The 20367-nt window shown below is 58.1% G+C and carries 15 protein-coding genes and 2 riboswitches; of the genes, 9 read left to right on the top strand and 6 right to left on the bottom strand.

Annotation, left to right across the window (positions count from 1 at the left end; translation table 11 throughout):
• Window positions 1-17: 17 nt before the first annotated feature.
• Together cobN and cobW are read right to left on the bottom strand one after the other, a co-directional pair.
• A complete protein-coding gene (gene cobN / locus AC1MEA_RS20060; RefSeq protein ID WP_480417170.1) occupies window positions 18-3782 on the bottom strand; it encodes a cobaltochelatase subunit CobN in 3765 nt (1254 codons plus the stop codon).
• A 3-nt stretch (window positions 3783-3785) separates the two neighbouring features.
• Window positions 3786-4850, bottom strand: a complete 1065-nt coding sequence (cobW, locus tag AC1MEA_RS20055; RefSeq protein WP_306823013.1) for a cobalamin biosynthesis protein CobW — start codon at window positions 4848-4850, stop codon at window positions 3786-3788.
• Window positions 4851-4948: 98 nt separating this feature from the next.
• A riboswitch (cobalamin riboswitch) is annotated at window positions 4949-5163 on the bottom strand.
• A 75-nt stretch (window positions 5164-5238) separates the two neighbouring features.
• Window positions 5239-5459, top strand: a riboswitch (cobalamin riboswitch).
• Between the two features lie 95 nt (window positions 5460-5554).
• On the opposite strand from cobW, the gene AC1MEA_RS20050 reads away from it, so the two are divergent.
• The 5 genes from AC1MEA_RS20050 (at window position 5555) to AC1MEA_RS20030 (ending at window position 8013) form a co-directional block, all read left to right on the top strand.
• The gene (locus AC1MEA_RS20050; RefSeq protein WP_219059772.1) at window positions 5555-5740 is read left to right on the top strand and encodes a CbtB domain-containing protein; all 186 of its coding nucleotides are present in this window, start codon (window positions 5555-5557) and stop codon (window positions 5738-5740) included.
• A gap of 11 nt (window positions 5741-5751) precedes the next feature.
• Window positions 5752-6465 (top strand): CbtA family protein, encoded by a 714-nt coding sequence (locus AC1MEA_RS20045; protein WP_480417169.1) that lies wholly within the window; start codon window positions 5752-5754, stop codon window positions 6463-6465.
• Window positions 6462-6887 carry a cobalamin biosynthesis protein gene (locus tag AC1MEA_RS20040; RefSeq protein WP_480417168.1) on the top strand — a complete coding sequence of 142 codons (426 nt, stop codon included), beginning with the start codon at window positions 6462-6464 and terminating at the stop codon, window positions 6885-6887. The genes AC1MEA_RS20045 and AC1MEA_RS20040 overlap by 4 nt, the downstream gene beginning before the upstream one ends.
• Before the next feature lie 53 nt (window positions 6888-6940).
• Window positions 6941-7687, top strand: a complete 747-nt coding sequence (cobM, locus tag AC1MEA_RS20035; protein WP_219059775.1) for a precorrin-4 C(11)-methyltransferase — start codon at window positions 6941-6943, stop codon at window positions 7685-7687.
• A gap of 77 nt (window positions 7688-7764) precedes the next feature.
• The gene (locus AC1MEA_RS20030) at window positions 7765-8013 is read left to right on the top strand and encodes a DUF1272 domain-containing protein (RefSeq protein WP_219059776.1); all 249 of its coding nucleotides are present in this window, start codon (window positions 7765-7767) and stop codon (window positions 8011-8013) included.
• A gap of 87 nt (window positions 8014-8100) precedes the next feature.
• On the opposite strand, the gene nfuA is transcribed toward AC1MEA_RS20030, so the two are convergent.
• The 3 genes from nfuA to AC1MEA_RS20015 form a co-directional block, all read right to left on the bottom strand.
• Window positions 8101-8694 carry a Fe-S biogenesis protein NfuA gene (gene nfuA / locus AC1MEA_RS20025; protein ID WP_219059777.1) on the bottom strand — a complete coding sequence of 198 codons (594 nt, stop codon included), beginning with the start codon at window positions 8692-8694 and terminating at the stop codon, window positions 8101-8103.
• A gap of 58 nt (window positions 8695-8752) precedes the next feature.
• Window positions 8753-9787, bottom strand: coding sequence for an acyltransferase family protein (locus tag AC1MEA_RS20020; protein ID WP_480417167.1), 1035 nt, complete (start codon window positions 9785-9787; stop codon window positions 8753-8755).
• Window positions 9788-10000: 213 nt separating this feature from the next.
• Complete coding sequence (locus AC1MEA_RS20015) at window positions 10001-12304, bottom strand: fatty acid cis/trans isomerase (protein WP_480417166.1); 2304 nt, start codon at window positions 12302-12304, stop codon at window positions 10001-10003.
• Window positions 12305-12456: 152 nt separating this feature from the next.
• On the opposite strand from AC1MEA_RS20015, the gene metH reads away from it, so the two are divergent.
• Both metH and AC1MEA_RS20005 read left to right on the top strand, forming a co-directional pair.
• Entirely contained in the window at window positions 12457-16164 is a 3708-nt protein-coding gene (metH, locus tag AC1MEA_RS20010) for a methionine synthase (protein ID WP_480417165.1), read from the top strand.
• A 152-nt stretch (window positions 16165-16316) separates the two neighbouring features.
• The gene (locus tag AC1MEA_RS20005) at window positions 16317-16535 is read left to right on the top strand and encodes a DUF2970 domain-containing protein (protein ID WP_219059781.1); all 219 of its coding nucleotides are present in this window, start codon (window positions 16317-16319) and stop codon (window positions 16533-16535) included.
• A 4-nt stretch (window positions 16536-16539) separates the two neighbouring features.
• Here AC1MEA_RS20005 and AC1MEA_RS20000 read toward each other — a convergent pair whose 3' ends face one another.
• Window positions 16540-17625: an ABC transporter substrate-binding protein gene (locus AC1MEA_RS20000; RefSeq protein WP_480417164.1), complete on the bottom strand. Its 1086-nt coding sequence runs from the start codon at window positions 17623-17625 to the stop codon at window positions 16540-16542.
• A 507-nt stretch (window positions 17626-18132) separates the two neighbouring features.
• Here AC1MEA_RS20000 and AC1MEA_RS19995 point away from each other — a divergent pair.
• Both AC1MEA_RS19995 and AC1MEA_RS19990 read left to right on the top strand, forming a co-directional pair.
• Complete coding sequence (locus tag AC1MEA_RS19995) at window positions 18133-19791, top strand: nitrite/sulfite reductase (RefSeq protein WP_480417163.1); 1659 nt, start codon at window positions 18133-18135, stop codon at window positions 19789-19791.
• On the top strand, window positions 19775-20269 hold the full coding sequence (locus AC1MEA_RS19990) for a DUF934 domain-containing protein (RefSeq protein ID WP_219059784.1): 495 nt from the start codon (window positions 19775-19777) through the stop codon (window positions 20267-20269). Before AC1MEA_RS19995 ends, AC1MEA_RS19990 begins: the two co-directional genes overlap by 17 nt.
• Window positions 20270-20367 lie beyond the last annotated feature (98 nt).

Below are 20367 nucleotides of genomic sequence, written 5' to 3'. Positions count from 1 at the left end.
TCGTCTCTCGAAAATCATCAGTGTTCTTCTATGTCCAGCAGCAGGTTTTCCAGCGCCTGGCGGTACTCACCCGGCGCCTCCCATAACCCACGCTGCTGAGCTTCCAGCATGCGTTCGGTGATATCGCGTAGCGCATCAGGGTTGTGCTGCTCAATGAATGCACGGGTCGAAGGGTCCAACAAATAGGCATCGGCCAGCAATGCGTATTGGTGATCATCAATCAAATGCGTGGTGGCGTCGAAAGCAAACAGGAAGTCCACCGTCGCGGCCATCTCGAACGCGCCTTTGTAACCATGGCGCTTGACCCCTTCAATCCACTTCGGGTTGGCCGCGCGCGCGCGTACGACCCGGTTCAACTCTTCTTTGAGGGTACGAATTTTCGGCAAGTCCGGCTGACTGTGATCGCCGTGGTAGCTCGCGGCTTGCTGCCCGCTGAGGCTTTCCACCGCCGCGAGCATGCCACCCTGAAACTGGTAATAGTCATTGGAGTCGAGCAGGTCATGCTCGCGATTGTCCTGGTTCTGCAGCACGGCTTGTACTTGGGACAATCGCTGAGCAAAACGCTCGCGCGCTGGCGTGCCTTCATCAGCGCCCCCATACGCGTAGCCGCCCCAGTTCAGGTAGACCTCGGCCAGATCTTCGCGACTTTGCCACAAGCGCCCGTCGATAGCGCCTTGCACGCCGGCACCATAAGCGCCCGGCTTGGCGCCGAAAATGCGCCAACCGGCCTGTCGTGCGGCATCGTCGGCACTCAAGCCGCTGCTCTCGAACGCCTGGCGCTCTTCGCGCACTTTGGCCGCCAGTGGATTGAAGTCGTCCGGTTCATCAAGGGCGGCGACCGCTTGAACCGCAGCATCGAACAGGCGAATCAGGTTGGCGAACGCATCGCGGAAAAATCCGGAGACGCGCAATGTCACGTCTACCCGAGGCCGGTCGAGCAGGCTCAGGGGCAAAATTTCAAAGTCGTCGACCCGCTGGCTGCCCGTGGCCCAGACCGGACGGACACCCATCAGGGCCATGGCCTGGGCAATATCGTCACCGCCGGTGCGCATGGTCGCGGTACCCCAGACGGACAGACCCAGCTGACGCAGGTGATCGCCGTGATCCTGCAAGTGCCGCTCCAGCAGCAGGTTCGCCGATTGAAAACCGATGCGCCACGCGGTCGTGGTTGGCAGATTACGCACGTCCACGGAAAAGAAATTACGCCCGGTAGGCAGTACATCCAGGCGCCCACGGCTGGGGGCACCGCTGGGCCCTGCCGGAACGAATCGACCGCTCAAAGCGTCCAGTAAACCCTGCATCTCCGCAGGACCGCAGGCATCCAGCCGTGGCGCAACAACTTCGCTTAAATTATCAAGAATGAGTGCCAAGTCATTGTTTCCAGTCAATTCACTGACTGGCGTTAGCATTAACACCTGCTCGATCAGCCACGCTGCATACAACTCCAGCCGCTCACGCGTATCACCCGCCGTGCGCCAAGGTTCGGCGCTGATATCCAACAGTGACGCGGGGCGAGGCCCACTCCAAGGCTCTGACAGCACGCAGTCCAGAGGGTCGAAGTTCAGTTCGAAAGCTTTGCTCAGGGCGCGCAACAGACTCGATTGTGCGCCACGGCCATCGCCACGAGGAATCCGTAGCAACGCGAGCAAGGTGTCGATGCGCAGACGTCCACTGGGCGATTCGCCGAAAATATGCAGGCCATCGCGGATCTGCGATTCCTTCAGATCACACAGGTAGGTGTCCAGACGCGGCAACCAGAGGGCAGCATCCGCATCGGCGTTGAGCGCTTCGTCCAGTTGCAGTTCACGATCGATCCGGGTTTCACGCACCAACTTGAGGATGTCTCGTTGCAGTTCTCCAGCGCGACGCGGATCGAGCAACTGCGCTTCGTAATACTCATCGGCGAGCACTTCCAGATCACGCAGCGGACCGTAGGTTTCGGCCCGGGTCAGTGGCGGCATCAAGTGATCGATGATCACTGCCTGGGTGCGGCGCTTGGCCTGGGCGCCCTCACCCGGGTCGTTGACGATGAATGGGTAGATGTTCGGCATCGCACCCAATACTGCGTCCGGCCAGCAATTTTGCGACAGGCCGACACCTTTGCCCGGCAACCATTCAAGATTGCCGTGCTTACCCACATGCACCACAGCATGGGCGCCGTAGACTTTGCGCAACCAGAAGTAAAACGCCAGATAACCATGGGGCGGCACCAGGTCCGGGTCGTGATAGACCGCACTGGCGTCCACTTGATAACCCCGAGCGGGTTGAATGCCAATGAACGTCAGGCCAAAACGCAGCCCCGCAACCATCATCCTTCCGGAGCGAAACATTGGGTCGCCCTGCGGCGCGCCCCAGCGGGCGGTTACTGCCTCGCGATTGGCTACAGGCAAGTCATCGAACGCAGCCTGATATTCGTCCAGCCCCATGCTCTGCTGACACGGGCGCAGATCGATGCTGTCCAGGTCATTGGTGACACCGCCAAGCAACGCGTGGATCAAGGCGGTGCCGCTTTCAGGCAACGGCGCCAGCGGATAACCCTCGGCCTGCAACGCACGCAAAATATTCAAGGCGGCGGCTGGGGTGTCCAAACCAACGCCATTACCGATCCGACCGTCGCGGGTGGGGTAATTGGCGAGGATCAACGCGACGCGCTTGTGTTGATTGGGCAGGCGCGCCAGGTCAATCCAGCGTCGCGCCAGCTCGGCAACAAAATCCATGCGCTCGGGCTGGGCGCGATAACACACCACGTCGGATTGGCTGCGCTCGCTGTGCCAGGCCAGATCCTTGAAACTGATCGGCCGGCTGATGATCCGCCCATCCAGCTCGGGCAACGCGATGTGCATCGCCAGGTCCCGTGGACCCAGCCCTTGCTCGCTGGCGGACCACGCAGGTTCATTGTCCTGGGCGCAAATGGCCTGGATCACCGGAACATTGCGCCGAAACGGTCGCACATGGGGGGCTTCCGGGCTGGATTGAGCGAAGCCGGTGGTATTCAGGATGAGCGCGGCACCGACCTCATCAAGCAGGTCTTCCACCACCGTCAGGCAGCCCGGTTCTTTCAGGCTGGCGACCGCGATGGGTAAAGGATTCAAACCCTGTGCCTGCAAACGGGCGCAGAACACGTCGACAAAGCCGGTGTTGGCCGCTTGCAGGTGGGATCGATAGAACAACAACGCCACAACGGGCTGAGCAGCGTGCCAATCGGCCTGCCAGTCACTCAGCTCCGCATTGGCCTTGTGCGGATGGTAGATCGCGGTACGTGGCAAAGCCTGAGGCTCTGCCCAAGGATAATCGCGGCCCAGCCAACAGTTTGCCAAACAACGATACAGCTCAAGCGCGTTGTGCATGCCGCCCTGGCGAAGAAAATGCCAGAGCCGCTCGCCTTCTTCGGCGGCAACAGTGCTCAAGCCGCTCAACTCCGGGTCCGGACGATCATCGCCCGGCACCAGAATAAGCTGCACCCCCCGTCCGGCAAGCTCCACCAGACGCTCGACGCCATAGCGCCAATACCCAATGCCGCCATGCAGGGAAATCAGGATGACCTTGGCATGACGCAGCACTTGATCGACGTACATGTCCACTGACGCGTGATTTTGCACTTGCATCGGGTTGGCCAGACGCAGACTGGGGTAATCCTCAGGCAACTGTTGCGCCGCCTCGGCGAGCAACGCCAAATGTGAATCGCCGCTGCAGAGAATCACCAGCTCGGCCGGGGTTTGCCCCAGATCAGCGATGCTGTCGTCAGGTACAAAGCCGCCAGGCTGGGTTCTCAGTAAATGCATGGGTCAGCCGGCAACCGCTGCGTGCAGTTGGGCTTCGAGAACGCTGGCGTCGAGTTCCTGACCAATCAATACCAGATGGGTCGCGCGTTCTTCCTCGGCACGCCAGGCACGGTCGAAATGCTTGTCAAACCGCGTCCCGACGCCTTGAATCAGCAAGCGCATCGGCTTGCCCGGAATCGCCGCGAAACCTTTGACCCGCAAAATACCGTGCTGCACCACCAGTTGCGTCAAGGCGTCCAGCAACAGGCTTTCGTCGGCCTGTGGCAATTTGATCGAGATAGAATCGAAAGCATCATGGTCATGGTCGTCATGGTCATCGCCTTCGTGATGGTCATGGTGGGTGCGGCGACTATCGATATGCACCTCCGACTCAGCGCCCAGCCCCAGCAACACGCTGATGGGCAGACGACCGCTGCTGGCTTCGATCACTTTGACCGCAGGTGGCAGTTCTTCGGAGACTTCAGTGCGGACGGTCGCCAGGCCTGCCGCATCGAGCATGTCGGCTTTATTGAGGATAACCAGATCCGCGCTCGCGAGTTGATCGGCGAACAATTCGTGCAGTGGCGACTCATGGTCAAGGTTCGGGTCGAGTTTGCGCTGTGCGTCGACTTGATCCGGGAATGCAGCGAACGTGCCTGCCAACACTGCAGGGCTGTCGACCACGGTAATCACCGCATCGACCGTGCAGGCGTTACGAATTTCTGGCCACTGAAACGCTTGGACCAAGGGTTTTGGCAGCGCCAGGCCAGAGGTTTCAATCAGGATGTGATCCAGGTCGCCGCGACGGGCAACCAATTCGCGCATGACCGGGAAGAACTCTTCCTGAACCGTGCAGCACAGGCAACCGTTGGCCAACTCATACACACGACCGTTGGCTTCTTCTTCGGTGCAGCCAATGGTGCATTGCTTGAGGATGTCGCCATCGATGCCCAGTTCGCCGAATTCGTTGACGATCACCGCGATGCGCCGACCTTCGGCGTTGTCGAGAATGTGCCGCAGCAACGTGGTTTTACCCGACCCGAGGAAACCGGTAACGATAGTGACGGGAAGTTTGGCCAGTGATTTCATCGGATGCCCTTTGGCAAAGCGGCGGGCAAACAGGACGATAACCACGTAGCACATGCACGCAGATCAATTCGCCACCGGATCACCCCGCCCGGTTGTAGTGAGAATCTTGTTTCGAGGCAGGTCTCCTGGCTGACGGTGGCGTGTTGGCGGCCTATAAAAAAGCGTCCAGTACGCGTTCATTGCGCCTTCCCGCACGCGTGCAGTGGCAGTGCAATGAACATGACCGTTTACAGTTGCGGGGGCAGCCGCGGCTTGAACCGCGTTCCCTTTTAGCTCCGTGCAATACCGGAGCACCTCGAACGAGCAAGGCTACGCAGTGGCTGCGGGCAGGTCAATCACCGGCTAAGCCGCAGATGCTCTGGATTGACTCCTGTGCGTGCTCATGTTTTCCTACGGCCTTGTTTCGGGTGCCCTTCACAGGGTGAAACGGGAAACCGGTGCGCTTCATGCCAATAGGCATAAGCAAGTCCGGCGCTGCCCCCGCAACGGTAAGCGAGTGAAGAGTCAGATCCACTGTGCCAGCAGTCCGGCATGGGAAGGTGATTCTTGATGGTCAGGCTACACAGACCCCTCGCAAGCCCGGAGACCGGCCCGACAAATGACCTAACAAACCCGCGGTGGGCGGGCGCTGTTGAACCTCTACTGACGCCTGTCAGTGGGGTTTCCATGCGCTTGCCTACTTGCAGACACTTGAGGGAAGCGCCATGTCGATCAGCACTATCAGCCACTCAGCTACAACCACCTCCACTCAGACCCGACGCCTGACGGCTGCCGTCAGCGCCCTCCTGCTGGGTGCATTCCTGGTCTACTTCGCCGGTTTCTCGCATATCAATGCCGTCCACAACGCGGCGCACGATACCCGCCACAGCTCTGCCTTCCCTTGCCATTGAGACCTGCCGCCATGTTCAAGCGTATCGCTCAAACAGCCGGGTTCACGGGTCTGTTCGCCGCACTGTTGTTGACGCTGCTGCAAAGCTTCTGGGTTGCGCCGCTGATTCTGCAAGCGGAGACCTATGAAAAGGCGCCGACAGAACACGTCCATGAGCATGCTGAAGGCGCTGGGCACGTTCACGACGCCGAGGCATGGGAACCTCAAGACGGCTGGCAGCGTGTCGTGTCCACCACCGGGGGCAATCTGGTGGTCGCAGTCGGTTTTGCATTGATGCTCGCGGGGCTTTACACCCTGCGTGCGCCGGGCCGTACGTCTCAGGGGATACTGTGGGGGCTGGCCGGTTTTGCCGTGTTCGTTCTCGCTCCGACCCTGGGCCTGCCACCTGAGCTGCCGGGGACTGCGGCGGCTGATCTGGTTCAGCGACAAATCTGGTGGGCGAGCACGGCAGCTTCTACCGCCGTCGCCTTGGCGCTGATCGTGTTCAGCAAGCATTGGTTGCTGAAGATGCTGGGGATAGCGATCCTGCTGGTGCCACACGTGATTGGCGCACCACAACCGGACGTGCATGAGAGCCTCGCCCCTGAAGCGCTGGAAGCTCAGTTCAAGATCGCCTCGCTGTTGACCAATGCGCTGTTCTGGATCGCCTTGGGCCTGATCAGCGCATGGCTGTTCCGCCGCAATAATCATGAATTGAACGCCCAGCACGTCAATCACCGCGCATGACCCGACAGCACTCGGTGCCGACCCTGGTGGTCGGCCTCGGCTGCCAGCGCGGTTGCCCTGCAAGCCTGCTACTCGAATTGATTGAACAGGCTTTGCAGAATCATGGGCTGAAAGTTGAAGCCATCACTGCCCTCGCCTCCATTGACCTGAAACGTTCTGAGCCGGGTTTGTTGGCGCTGGCAGAGCATCTGGGTCTGCCACTGGTGTTTTTCAGTGCAGCAGAGTTGAGCGGTTTCGACGCGCAGCTCAGTCATCGTTCTGCCATCGCGTTCGCCCATACAGGTTGCTACGGCGTAGCCGAAAGCAGTGCGTTGGCGCTGTTACAGCGCCTTGGTGGGCGTCATGGCGAATTACTGATCACCCGGCAGAAAAACCAGCACGCGACATTTGCCTTGGCCGGCGACGTACCCGATCGTCGATAATCTGCCTGTTTTCACACCCACTCAAAAGCCTAAGGCTGGATTCTGGAGCACCCATGACCGTTTTTTTTATCGGCGCAGGCCCCGGCGACCCGGAACTGATCACGGTCAAAGGCCAGCGTCTGATCCGCAGTTGCCCGGTGATCATCTACGCCGGCTCACTGGTGCCGACCGCTGTCCTTGAAGGGCATCAGGCGGTACAGGTGATCAATAGTGCCGAGTTGCACCTGGAACAGATCATTGCCGCGATGAAATCCGCTCATGAACAAGGCTTAGATGTCGCTCGGGTGCACTCTGGTGATCCCAGTCTGTACGGCGCGATTGGCGAGCAGATTCGTTACCTGCGCGAACTGGATATCCCCTTCGAAATCATCCCCGGCGTTACCGCCACTGCTGCCTGCGCCGCATTGCTGGGCACCGAACTGACGCTGCCGGATATTTCCCAGAGCGTGATCCTGACCCGCTACGCCGATAAAACCTCCATGCCTGCGGGCGAGGAACTGGCCAGCCTGGCGCAGCATCGGGCGACCATGGCGATTCATCTGGGGGTCAAGAACCTGGCAAAAATTGTCGCCGAACTGACCCCTCACTACGGCGCTGACTGCCCGATTGCGGTGGTCCATCGCGCCAGTTGGCCGGATCAGGATTGGGTACTGGGCACCCTGGCCGACATCCAGGAGAAAGTTCACGCCAAAGGGTTTCGCCGCACGGCATTGATTCTGGTAGGCAGGGTATTGGCCAATGACCAGTTCGCCGAATCGTCGCTCTATCGGGCCGGACATGCGCATCTATACCGGCCCTGATTGCCAAGAGCCCGTAGTGTTTGGCATTGTTGCCGAAGCTTTCCTTTCCCCAAACACCTGCGAACGAGGTCACTCCTATGCTTGAACTTCGCCCGAGCTGTGAATGCTGCGACCGCGACCTGCCTGGCGACAGTCTGGACGCGTTGATTTGCTCGTTTGAATGCACCTTCTGCAGCGATTGCGCGCACGACCGTCTGGGCGGTCGCTGCCCCAATTGCTCCGGGCAACTTCTGCCACGTCCGGCACGCACCGGGGCTGCACTGCTCAAGAGTCCGGCTTCAAGCCAGCGCGTGTTCAATCCTGCCGGTTGCGCCAAGGCCGGCTAACCCAGGCACCGGCAGCACGCAAAAAAAATGCCTCGAACCCGTCGAGGCATTTTTTTGCAGCTGTTTTATCGCGTAGAGACGCCCGACTTAGTAGTAGGCGTTTTCTTTTTGCGTGTGGTCAGTAACGTCCCGCACACCGTTAAGCTCAGGAATACGCTCAAGCAGAGTGCGCTCGATTCCTTCTCTCAAGGTCACGTCAGCCTGGCCGCAGCCTTGGCAACCGCCACCGAACTTCAGCACGGCGATATTTTCGTCGTTCTCTTCAATCACATCAATCAGCGAAACCTGGCCGCCATGGCTGGCCAGACCCGGATTGATCTCGGTTTGCAGGTAATAATTGATGCGTTCGTTGATCGGGCTGTCGGCATTGACCATCGGCACTTTGGCGTTTGGCGCCTTGATGGTCAGCTGGCCGCCCATTCGGTCGGTGGCATAATCGACAACCGCATCATCCAGAAACGCTTCGCTGAAGGAGTCGATCCAGGCAGTGAAGCTTTTCAGGCCAATGGCCTTGTCTTCTGGTTTCTCTTCGCCCGGCTTGCAATAAGCAATGCAGGTCTCAGCGTATTGGGTGCCAGGCTGGGTAATAAACACGCGGATGCCGATGCCCTGAGTGTTCTGCTTTTCAAGCAAATCGGCCAGATAGTCGTGGGCGGCATCGGTAATAGTAATAGCGGTCATGAAAATTCCTCGCAGACGTGGGCGCAGTTTACGCCAATCATTCGCGCCGCACAAAGTCCTAGTAATTATGTCGGGAAAGAGCGACCGCTTCGCCCAGCGCCCTTCGCTTGTCCAGCCAGCCTTTGAGGCGTAGATAAAGTCCTTTTTCGATAAATTCGTAGCTGCCCCAGGCTCCGACCGCAATCAATGGTACACACACGGCAAACACCGCATATGGATTGAGCCCATAGCGTTCAGACGCCAGCCATCCGCCGTAAAGAACCAATACGTGGAGTAAATACACCGAGTAGGAACAGTCGCCCAGCACCTTGAATAATCGATTGCCCTGAAAGTATGGTTCCAGTGAGATACAGGCGACGACAATCAACGCGCTGGGCAGCCCCCAGTTCATAAACCGTTGTGCCGGTGGCAAGTGATAAATGGTGACAAAGGCCCCGGCAATCGCCAGCAGCGGTAGCCATAGCCGGGGAGTAATCCAGCCGCGGCTGTAGATAATGCCGATGCCGATGCCCAGCAGAAACTCGTACACAATGTCGTTGCGGTAGAAATGGCTGATCCAGCCGTAACGGGTCAACACCTCACTCACCGCGAACAATGCGGCTGCGACAACCAATGGCCGATGACGTTGATGGACCAAAAACACCAGTGAGAACAGCAGATAGAAGAACATTTCATAATTCAGCGTCCAGCCCACGTTCAACGTCGGGTACATGCCGTAACCGCCGGGGTTTTCAGAAGGGATGAATAACAGGGAAAGAATGAAGTTCTGCCAACTGATCACTTGATGCGGCAATAGCGGGCTGGCGACTACCAACAGCAACCCCATGGCGGCCGTGTAGACCCAATATGCCGGGACGATACGGATGATCCGATTGACCATGAAGCGTCCAGCCGGCATGTCTTTGTTTTGCGTGGACAGGTAGATCACCAGCCCACTGATCACGAAGAAAATATCGACCCCTACCGCCCCCCTGTCGACGAAGAACTGCCCTACGGGGCCTTTGGCATGAAAATCAAAGAAAATCTGCATAAAGTGGTGACACACAACGACCCACGCGGCGAGTGCCCGCAGGGCTTGAACCGAAATCAACATCCGCAACTCACCTGTTTTCAAATCAACATCAAGGACCCCGAATAAACGGCTACTTCAGGTCGTCTCGATACGTCGGACCGCGATAAGGGCGAAAAGGTTGCGCGGGATTGATGACTGGTAGATGGCTGCGGGCCATGTTTATCAAGGTGTTCAGCTCAAACAGAGCGTGTCGTCGGCTTCGCGGGCTTACCTGCGTAGCCGTTTAAAGAACGGCTACAGATTCTCGTAGCGGTTCATGTCCAGCACACCCGCCTCAACCGGCTCGGTCTCCTGGATATAGCGTGTCAGGTCATGAAAATAGAACCAGAACTGAGGATTGCTCCGGCGAATGCCCCAGCGCTGAACGATTTTTTCGAACGCATCAGCGTCCCGCGCCTGCTCCATGGCGCGGACAAACGCGGGCACCTGCACAGCAGGAATATTGAACATGAAGTTAGGGTAACTGCTCAGCACGCCGGGGTAGAGGGTCAGGGTGTCCAGCCCCGGCTGATAGCGGGACTCCTCACCCAGCATAAAGGCGACGTTACTGTGTGCACGGTTGCGCAGCAGGCTGTAGAGCTCGCGCTTACCATCGCTGGCCTGGATTCGGAGCATGCTTGCTTCCGGTAACTGGGCGATCACCTGTAAACCCGCCGCCGGGCGAGACGTCAGGCGACTCAGGGCCTGTTCGGCGTAGCGCAATTCGGGCGCCAGGGTTTGCCGGGCACAGTACGCGCCACTGCAGCGGTTGATCGGGTCCGGCCGGCCATTCAAGTTGCCATAGCGCACCAGCAACTGAAGGGCGAAATCACGCTTGGGGTCTTTTTCATTGAGTTTAAGACCGCTCGGCGTGTCATCGTCGATGCCTTGATAGTCCAGCCACATCTTCACTTTGCCGCCTTCCTGGTACCAGTCGCTCAATATCTCATCGCGCGAGTCAGCCGGCATCAGCCGCAGAAAGTTCTGCTCGGCACCGTTGCGGATCAGGTCGAAATACAACCGGGTCTGTGCCTGGTGCGCAACGTTGCCGAATACGTCGAAGTTGACCGCGAGCTGGTAGTAGGTGCGCTCAAGGATGGGAAAGTCGAACAGCCACATCGTCTGCGGGATTTCGCCGATCAACCCTTTATTGACGGACGCGCTGTCGTAGTGACGAAAAATCGACAGCAAGGCGTTGTCGTTACCGGCCCATAAGGTCGACCAACCGGGTGCTGGCGCCTGAGCATAGGTCTTGCTGCGTAGCGCTTCGTACTCATTGCGCTTGTCGCGATAGGAGTGCCACAGGGTCAACACGCTGCCAACGTCGTCGATCTGGCCGGGCATCGACAACAGTGGCGTGGCCTTGTCGCGATAAGCCGCATCCGTGAGGTACAGATCATGTGCCGGATCCTGAAAAAGAGCCCAGAAATTATCGCGAATGACATCACTGGCGATATTCCCACGGCATACCGGACCACGGATAAAGGTGCGAATGAAGTACTCGGCGTTGTCGAGCATGAACTGATAACGCGCCTGGGCTGGAATGGCCTGAAACGTGTCGAACGGATTGGCGCGGTGCCGTGGGCCGTAGCCAGGCGAAGCGCTGACAGTCCAGTCACCGCTGTAGAACAGCTCTTTGACCCGCGCCATTTTGCCTGGGCTCATGGGGTACGTGATGTGGGTCTTATGCACGATCACCCCTTGTACCGGCCACAAGCGGTAATACACGTCGGTGCCAGGATCATCGTTAGGCCGTCGAGTATTGATCAGGTCGATGGGCTGACCACTGGGCGTACGCGAACGAACCCACTGAAAGAAATGCCCCGGCTCGCCGCCTTCAAAATAAATGTGCGCCAGGAACAGATGCTCGTATAACCACCGTGCCACCAACCCTTCCTTGGCGCCGCGGGCGTTGAGCATGTCTTCCCACTGTGTAATCTGCAGTGTCTCGCTGGCGCTGGGGGCCAGCGCCTGTTCATCGATCGGTGCACCCGCCGCCAACCAGCGCCGCAAGGTTTGATACTGAGGCTCGGTCAAACCGGTCACTGCCAGCGGCATGCCTTCCTTGGGATGATTGCCGGCATAGGCTTCGAACTCAGCCGGCATCGGGCATTGATTATCTCGGCCCATCCCCAGAACGATCTCGGCAGGGACTTTGGCATAGGGCGTCAGCGGCGTTTTATGGCCGAGCTCAAGCATCCGCGCCATCAGTGCCGCCTGACTGCCTTGCGCATCAAGCACCGAATAGAAGCCTTTATGCTGCCAGGCCGTGACGCTGTGGGCATCGTAATAAAGACGGGTAGTTGCCTCGGCTTCGCTGCGCCTGCCGTTATACACCTGAACTTTCGACGCCCCACGTAGCGCCCCTTCGGCGCTGCCCAGGTTGAGCTGGCACGCGGCGTCATAACAGGCATGGCAGGCGACACACTTCTCAGTAAAGATCGGCTGCACGTCTCGGGTGTAGGAAATAGACGAAGGAAGGTTCAACCCAGAATCTTGCGCACGTACCCCACTGCACAGGAGCAGCAAAAAGAGGCTTGCGAGTACGCGATGTGGCATGTCCAGTGTCCCGACCATTAAAGCGCGGAGATTCTACAGTGGCTTACGCCCTCCAACATGAGCGATATTCATGAGAATGCCCTCCTCTCACTAAAAGCGCGCAGGTTTGCTATTATCTCGGACCTTCTGTATTGGCCTTTCCAGGTAGTCCTATGTCCGACCGCAGCGCTCGCCTCCACGCTCTCCAGCAAGCCCTCAAAGAGCGCATTCTGATTCTCGATGGTGGCATGGGCACAATGATCCAGAGCTACCGGCTGGAGGAAGAGGACTACCGTGGCAAACGCTTCGCCGACTGGCCAAGTGATGTCAAAGGCAACAACGACCTGCTGATTCTCAGTCGTCCGGACGTGATTGGGGCCATCGAAAAGGCCTATCTGGACGCTGGTGCGGACATTCTCGAAACCAACACCTTCAACGCCACCCAGGTTTCCCAAGCCGATTACGGCATGGAAGCGTTGGCCTATGAGTTGAACGTAGAAGGTGCCCGCCTCGCCCGCAAGGTCGCTGACGCTAAAACCCTGGAAACGCCCAACAAGCCGCGCTTCGTTGCCGGCGTTCTCGGCCCGACCAGCCGCACCTGCTCGCTGTCGCCAGACGTGAACAACCCCGGTTACCGCAACGTGACCTTCGATCAGTTGGTGGAAAACTACACCGAAGCCACTCACGGCTTGATCGAGGGCGGCGCCGATCTGATCCTGATCGAGACGATTTTCGACACCCTCAATGCCAAGGCCGCAATTTTCGCCGTGCAGGGCGTGTTCGAAGAAGTCGGCTTTGAATTGCCGATCATGATCTCCGGGACCATCACCGATGCCTCGGGCCGCACATTGTCCGGACAAACCACCGAAGCGTTCTGGAACTCGGTCAGCCACGCCAAACCCATTTCGGTGGGTTTGAACTGCGCGCTGGGCGCCAGCGATTTGCGTCCATACCTGGAAGAGCTGTCGAACAAGGCCGGCACTTACGTTTCGGCGCACCCGAACGCCGGTTTGCCGAACGCCTTTGGTGAATACGACGAAGAGCCAGCACAGACAGCAGCAATCATCGAAGAGTTCGCCCAGAGTGGCTTTCTCAATATCGTCGGTGGCTGCTGTGGGACCACGCCTGCGCACATCAAGGCCATCGCCAATGCGGTGAGCAAGTACCCGCCGCGAGCTATTCCGGACATCCCTAAAGCCTGTCGCCTGTCCGGCCTGGAACCGTTCACCATTGATCGCAGTTCGTTGTTCATCAACGTTGGCGAGCGTACCAATATCACTGGTTCTGCGCGTTTTGCCCGGCTGATCCGTGAAGATAACTACACCGAAGCCCTTGAAGTCGCCTTGCAGCAGGTCGAAGCCGGCGCTCAGGTGATCGACATCAACATGGACGAGGGCATGCTCGATTCGAAGAAGGCGATGGTGACCTTCCTCAATCTGATTGCTGGCGAACCGGACATTTCCCGCGTTCCGATCATGATCGACTCCTCCAAATGGGAAGTGATCGAAGCCGGCCTCAAGTGCATTCAGGGCAAGGGTATCGTCAACTCCATCAGCATGAAGGAAGGCGTGGAGCAGTTCATCCATCACGCCAAACTGTGCAAACGCTATGGCGCCGCCGTGGTGGTGATGGCGTTCGATGAAGACGGCCAGGCCGACACCGAGAAGCGCAAGAGAGAAATCTGCAAGCGCTCCTACGACATCCTGGTCAACGATGTCGGCTTCCCGCCTGAAGACATCATTTTTGACCCGAACATCTTCGCCATTGCCACCGGTATCGAAGAGCACAACAACTACGCCGTCGATTTCATCAACGCCTGCGCCTATATTCGCGACAACCTGCCCCACGCCCTGACCTCCGGTGGCGTGTCCAACGTATCGTTCTCGTTCCGTGGCAACAATCCGGTACGCGAGGCGATTCACTCGGTGTTTTTGCTGTATGCGATCCGCAACGGCTTGAGCATGGGTATCGTCAACGCCGGGCAACTGGAGATCTACGACCAGATACCGGCCGAATTGCGCGACTGTGTGGAAGACGTCGTCCTCAACCGCACGCCAAACGGTACCGACGCCCTGCTGGCCATTGCCGACAAGTACAAGGGTGACGGCAGCGTCAAAGAAGCCGAAACCGAAGAGTGGCGTGGCTGGGAAGTCAACAAGCGCCTGGAACACGCACTGGTCAAAGGCATCACCACCCACATCGTCGAAGACACCGAAGAGTCACGGCAGTCGTTCAAGCGCCCGATCGAAGTGATCGAAGGTCCGCTGATGTCCGGCATGAACATTGTCGGCGACCTGTTTGGCTCGGGAAAAATGTTCCTGCCACAGGTGGTTAAATCGGCACGCGTGATGAAACAGGCCGTGGCCCACTTGATCCCGTTCATCGAGCTGGAAAAAGGCGATAAACCCGAAGCCAAAGGCAAAATCCTCATGGCCACGGTCAAGGGCGACGTGCATGACATCGGCAAGAACATTGTCGGCGTGGTTCTGGGCTGCAACGGCTATGACATCGTCGATCTGGGCGTGATGGTGCCGGCAGAGAAGATCCTGCAGGTAGCCAAGGAACAGAAGTGCGACATCATCGGTCTGTCCGGGCTGATTACCCCGTCGCTTGATGAAATGGTGCATGTCGCCCGGGAAATGCAGCGTCAGGGCTTTACTCTGCCACTGATGATCGGCGGCGCGACCACCTCCAAGGCTCACACGGCGGTCAAGATCGAGCCCAAGTACAGCAACGACGCGGTGATCTATGTCACCGATGCGTCCCGCGCCGTTGGCGTGGCCACACAATTGCTGTCCAAAGAACTGAAACCGGCTTTCATCGAGAAAACCCGGCTTGAGTACATCGAGGTCCGTGAGCGCACCGCCGCCCGCAGTTCGCGCACCGAGCGCCTGAGTTACGCCGCTGCCGTGGCCAAGAAACCGAAGTTCGACTGGGCCGATTACCAACCGGTCAAACCTACGTTCACCGGTGTGAAGGTCCTGGAAAATATCGACCTGAATGTGCTCGCCGAGTACATCGACTGGACCCCGTTCTTCATCTCTTGGGACCTGGCTGGCAAATACCCGCGCATTCTCACCGATGAAGTGGTTGGCGAAGCAGCGACCTCGCTGTTTGCCGATGCTCAGGACATCCTGCGCAAACTGATCGACGAAAAACTGATCAGCGCTCGCGCAGTGTTTGGCTTCTGGCCTGCCAATCAGGTCGATAACGATGACCTGGAGCTTTACGGCAACGACGGCAAACCACTGGCCAAGCTGCATCACCTGCGTCAGCAGATCATCAAGACCGACGGAAAACCAAACTTCTCCCTGGCCGACTTTGTCGCGCCCAAGGACAGCGGCGTCACCGATTACGTCGGTGGTTTCATCACCACCGCGGGCATCGGTGCCGAAGAAGTGTCCAAGGCTTATCAAGACAAAGGCGACGACTACAACGCAATCATGGTCAAAGCCCTGGCCGACCGTCTCGCCGAAGCTTGCGCCGAGTGGCTGCACCAACAGGTGCGGAAAAACTACTGGGGTTATGCCAAGGACGAACAACTGGCCAACGAAGACCTGATCAAGGAGCAGTACATCGGTATCCGTCCTGCACCGGGTTATCCGGCCTGCCCGGATCACACCGAAAAGGGCACGTTGTTCGACCTGCTGGACCGCGCTGAGGAGGGTCAGTCGGGCCTGAGCGGTGTCACCTTGACCGAAAGCTATGCCATGTTCCCTGCGGCGTCGGTAAGTGGCTGGTACTTCGCTCACCCACAGGCACAATATTTTGCCGTGGGTAAAGTCGACAAGGATCAGGTAGAAAGCTACACGGCGCGCAAAGGTCAGGAACTGAGTGTTTCTGAGCGCTGGCTGGCGCCAAACCTGGGATACGACGACTAAGACAGCGCGTTCAGGAGGCAGCCCGGCCATGGGTTGCTTCCTTTTTCAGCAGGCGCTGCCATTCATCAAAGTGACCGGCGCAGGGCATATCCCCCTGAGTTGACTATGCTTCAGTGAGTTTTCTTTACGTTGATGTGAACTCACGAGGGTGTATGGACGACTCTTCAAACAATAAGCCGCCTACTTTCTGGCAGATGGTGCAGAGCGTTGTAGCGGCGGCATTTGGTGTGCAGAGCGGGAAAAACCGGGCTCGGGATTTTACCCACGGCAAACCCAGTCATTTCGTCATACTGGGCGTACTGTTCACGGCGATCTTCGCCCTGACCTTGTTCGGCATTGTGCAGTTGGTATTGCACTTCGCCGTGGGTTGACCCTTCAGTGCAGTATGCTTTTCAGGGAAAAGTGGTACGCGTCTGGCGTAGGGTTCCCCGTCACGCTGAATGTGCGGAAATCGACGCCATAGTCGTCTTTGTAGCTAGCCTGCAACAGGCGCCTGGCATCCTGCTGGCCGATAAGCTGCAACACGCTTAACTGACGCGCCCCCAGGTACTGGCGATCCTGTTCCCTGGTTGCGTCATAGTCGTGCAGCAACACCATGGCCCACCCTCCCAACGTAAAGTGTCCACCCACCAGAACGCTTAAACTTCCGTCCAGACGCGCCTGCAAGGCCGCTGTCGAAGAGTTCAAGGCACTAAACAGCACATCCTTGCCCGGCTTTGCGCCCCGTTCACGCAATGCCGCCATGGCGCCAAACGCCATTTCATCATTGGCAGACCATACCAGGCTTGTTTTCGGGTAGCGCTTGAACAGCTGTCGGGCCTGCTCCTGCGCCCGCCCTCGCTCCCAACCGCTGTACACGAGTTGACGCAAATGCACTTCCGGGTGCTCAGCCAAGGCACGTTGCAGGCCCTGCTCGCGAAGCTGGGCGACGGGCGTTGTTGCTGCTCCGGAGAACGCCAGCATGTCGATGCTCTGACCGACGGTAACTTTGGGGTGCAGGCGAATCAGCTCCTTGGCCATCAGATAGCCGCCCTCCTCGTCATTTCCCACCAGGCTACCGATCAAATTCGGAAAGCGGGTGCGGACGTCGCCAAGTAGGTTGATCTGATCAGGGGTGAGGGTATTGTTGACGGCGAACAGCTTGACGCCGCTGCCTTGGGACAGACGAAGAATTTCCGGGGCGGCATACAGTTCATTGACGAACACCAGGTAATCGGGCCGGTCGGGGCCCTGTAACGCTTCGCGCGCCTGGATCAGCGTTTTATCGGGATCCCGCTCCGAGTAGCGCACCTGCAACGTCATGCCCAAGTCGTCGGCCGCCGCCGCCATGAACTTTGAGTAGCTGACCCAAAACGTTTCCGTCGACAGGCCCGGATTGAGGAAAACCACCGTCGCCGCTTCGGCCGCAGTCAGCCATACGCTGCTCAATACCAGCAACGCGCTACAAAAAAATTTAAACATTCTCATGCGGGCCTGAAAAATAGGCGCGCAGTATAACTGCTTGAATGCAGACCTCTGAATACCGTTTAACGCATTGTCCGACCGTCACGTCGGACAGGCGCAGGTTGCTTGCGTTATTGGTGGCTCACCCAGAATACGGCCGTCGTTACGACCAGGATGACAATGAAGAAAATGGCCCAGGCATCTACGCTGCTATCGGCTTTCACTGCTTTGACAGGGTTGCTCATTGCATCGCCTCTTTTCGGTTTTATCGGTGATTGCACATGAAGCGTGACCGCCTCTGCGACAGCAGATTGCCGCGATCACGCCCTCAGTAAAGTCGAGCATTGCCCATTCCTCAAGCAGGGTTATCCGATCAACCCGATCTGGATAGTTCTTTTAGTTCTTTGCATATACTCAAACTTCACTTTTGCGCATAACTGCAAACTGGTATCTTCCCTCGGCTCCGTTGGGAGTGCGCGGCCGTGCGCGCAGATTTGCTGTAAGCAGCCTGAGAACAGGACCTATATGTACGTATATGACGAGTACGATCAGCGGATCATCGAGGACCGCGTCAAGCAGTTCCGGGATCAGACCCGACGCTACCTGGCCGGAGAGCTGAGCGAAGAAGAATTTCGCCCGCTGCGCCTGCAGAATGGCCTTTATATTCAACGCTTTGCGCCGATGTTGCGGGTGGCCGTGCCTTACGGCCAGCTGACCTCGCGACAGTTGCGCATGATTGCCAAAATCGCTCGCGATTATGACAAGGGCTATGCCCACGTCAGCACCCGCCAAAATATTCAGTTCAACTGGCCCGCGCTGGAAGACGTGCCGGATATTCTGGCTGAACTCGCAACCGTGCAGATGCACGCGATTCAGACCAGCGGTAACTGCTTGCGTAACGTCACCACCGATCAATTTGCCGGTGTTGCGGCGGATGAAGTGGTTGATCCGCGCCCGTGGTGCGAGATCGTTCGGCAGTGGACTACCTTCCACCCCGAATTCGCTTACCTGCCGCGCAAGTTCAAGATCGCCATCAATGGTTCCGCCAGCGACCGTGTCGCCATTGAAGTGCACGACATTGGCCTGGAGCCCGTGCGTAACGCTGCAGGCGAACTGGGTTTCCGCGTTCTGGTCGGTGGCGGCCTGGGTCGTACGCCAGTGGTCGGTGCCTTCATCAATGAGTTTCTGCCTTGGCAGGACCTGTTGAGCTACCTGGACGCCATCCTGCGGGTCTACAACCGCTATGGCCGTCGCGACAACAAGTACAAGGCCCGGATCAAGATTCTGGTCAAGGCACTGACGCCTGAAGTGTTCGCCGAGCGAGTCGACGCGGAAATGGCCCACCTGCGGGGCGGCCAGACCACGTTGACCGAAGCCGAAGTGCATCGCGTCGCCAAGCACTTCGTCGACCCCGAGTACAAAGCCCTTAGCGATCAAAGCGCTGAACTGGCTCACCTCGACAAAGAACACCCGGGTTTCGCCCGCTGGCGCTCGCGCAACGTTCTTGCGCACAAAAAGCCGGGCTACGCCGCAGTGACCCTGTCGCTCAAACCGACCGGTGTTGCCCCGGGCGATGTCACCGACAAACAACTCGATGGCATTGCCGATCTGGCTGATCGTTACAGCTTCAGCCAGATGCGCACGTCCCACGAGCAAAACATCATTCTTGCCGACGTTGAGCAGAGCCAATTGTTCACAATGTGGGGCGAGCTCCGCGAACAAGGTTTTGCTACCCCGAACATCGGCCTGCTGACCGACATCATTTGCTGCCCGGGGGGCGATTTCTGCTCCTTGGCCAACGCCAAATCGATCCCGATCGCCGAAGCCATCCAGCGTCGCTTTGACGATCTGGATTACCTGTTCGACATTGGCGAGCTGGACCTGAATATTTCAGGTTGCATGAATGCCTGCGGTCACCACCACGTGGGGCATATCGGCATTCTAGGCGTGGACAAGAAAGGCGAAGAGTTCTATCAAGTTTCCCTTGGCGGCAGCAGCAACCGTGACGCAAGCCTGGGTAAAATTCTGGGCCCGTCTTTCGCCCAGGATGTGATGCCTGACGTGATCGAAAAGCTGATCAACGTCTACATAGAGAAGCGGCACGAAGATGAGCGTTTTATCGACACCTTCCAGCGTATCGGCATTGACCCTTTCAAGGAGCGCGTCTATGCAGCGAATCATTAAGAACAACGAAGTCATCGACGAAACCTGGCACTTGCTGCCCAAGGACACGACGCTTGACGGCCTGTCCAACTGTGATGACCTGATTGTGCCGCTGGCCTTATGGCTCGACCACAGTCACGCCCTCAAAGCGCGTGACGGCGGCCTGGGTGTATGGCTGGACGCAGACGAAGAAGCCGAGCAAATCGGCGATGACGTGGACAACTTTCAGGTTATTGCCCTGAATTTTCCGGCGTTCACCGATGGTCGCAGTTTCTCCAATGCGCGCCTGCTTCGTGATCGATACGGTTTCAAAGGCGAGCTACGAGCCATTGGCGATGTGTTGCGTGACCAATTGTTCTACATGCACCGCTGTGGTTTCGACGCCTTTGCGATTCGCCCCGATAAAGACCCGTATGAAGCCCTTGAAGGTCTTAAAGACTTCTCGGTGACCTACCAGGCCGCTACAGATGAACCGTTGCCGCTGTTCCGGCGTCGCTGATTTGGCCTGAAAAAAAGCCCGGGGTTCTTTAGAACCCCGGGCTTTTTGCTATCTGATGAACCGTCCTTGTCACTGAAAACCTGACAAGGACGCTCATG

The sequence above is a fragment of the Pseudomonas sp. ASL8 genome (genome assembly GCF_056680355.1).
The sequence above is the reverse complement of the archived record's forward strand: the minus strand, read 5'-3'. Positions and strand labels throughout refer to the sequence as shown.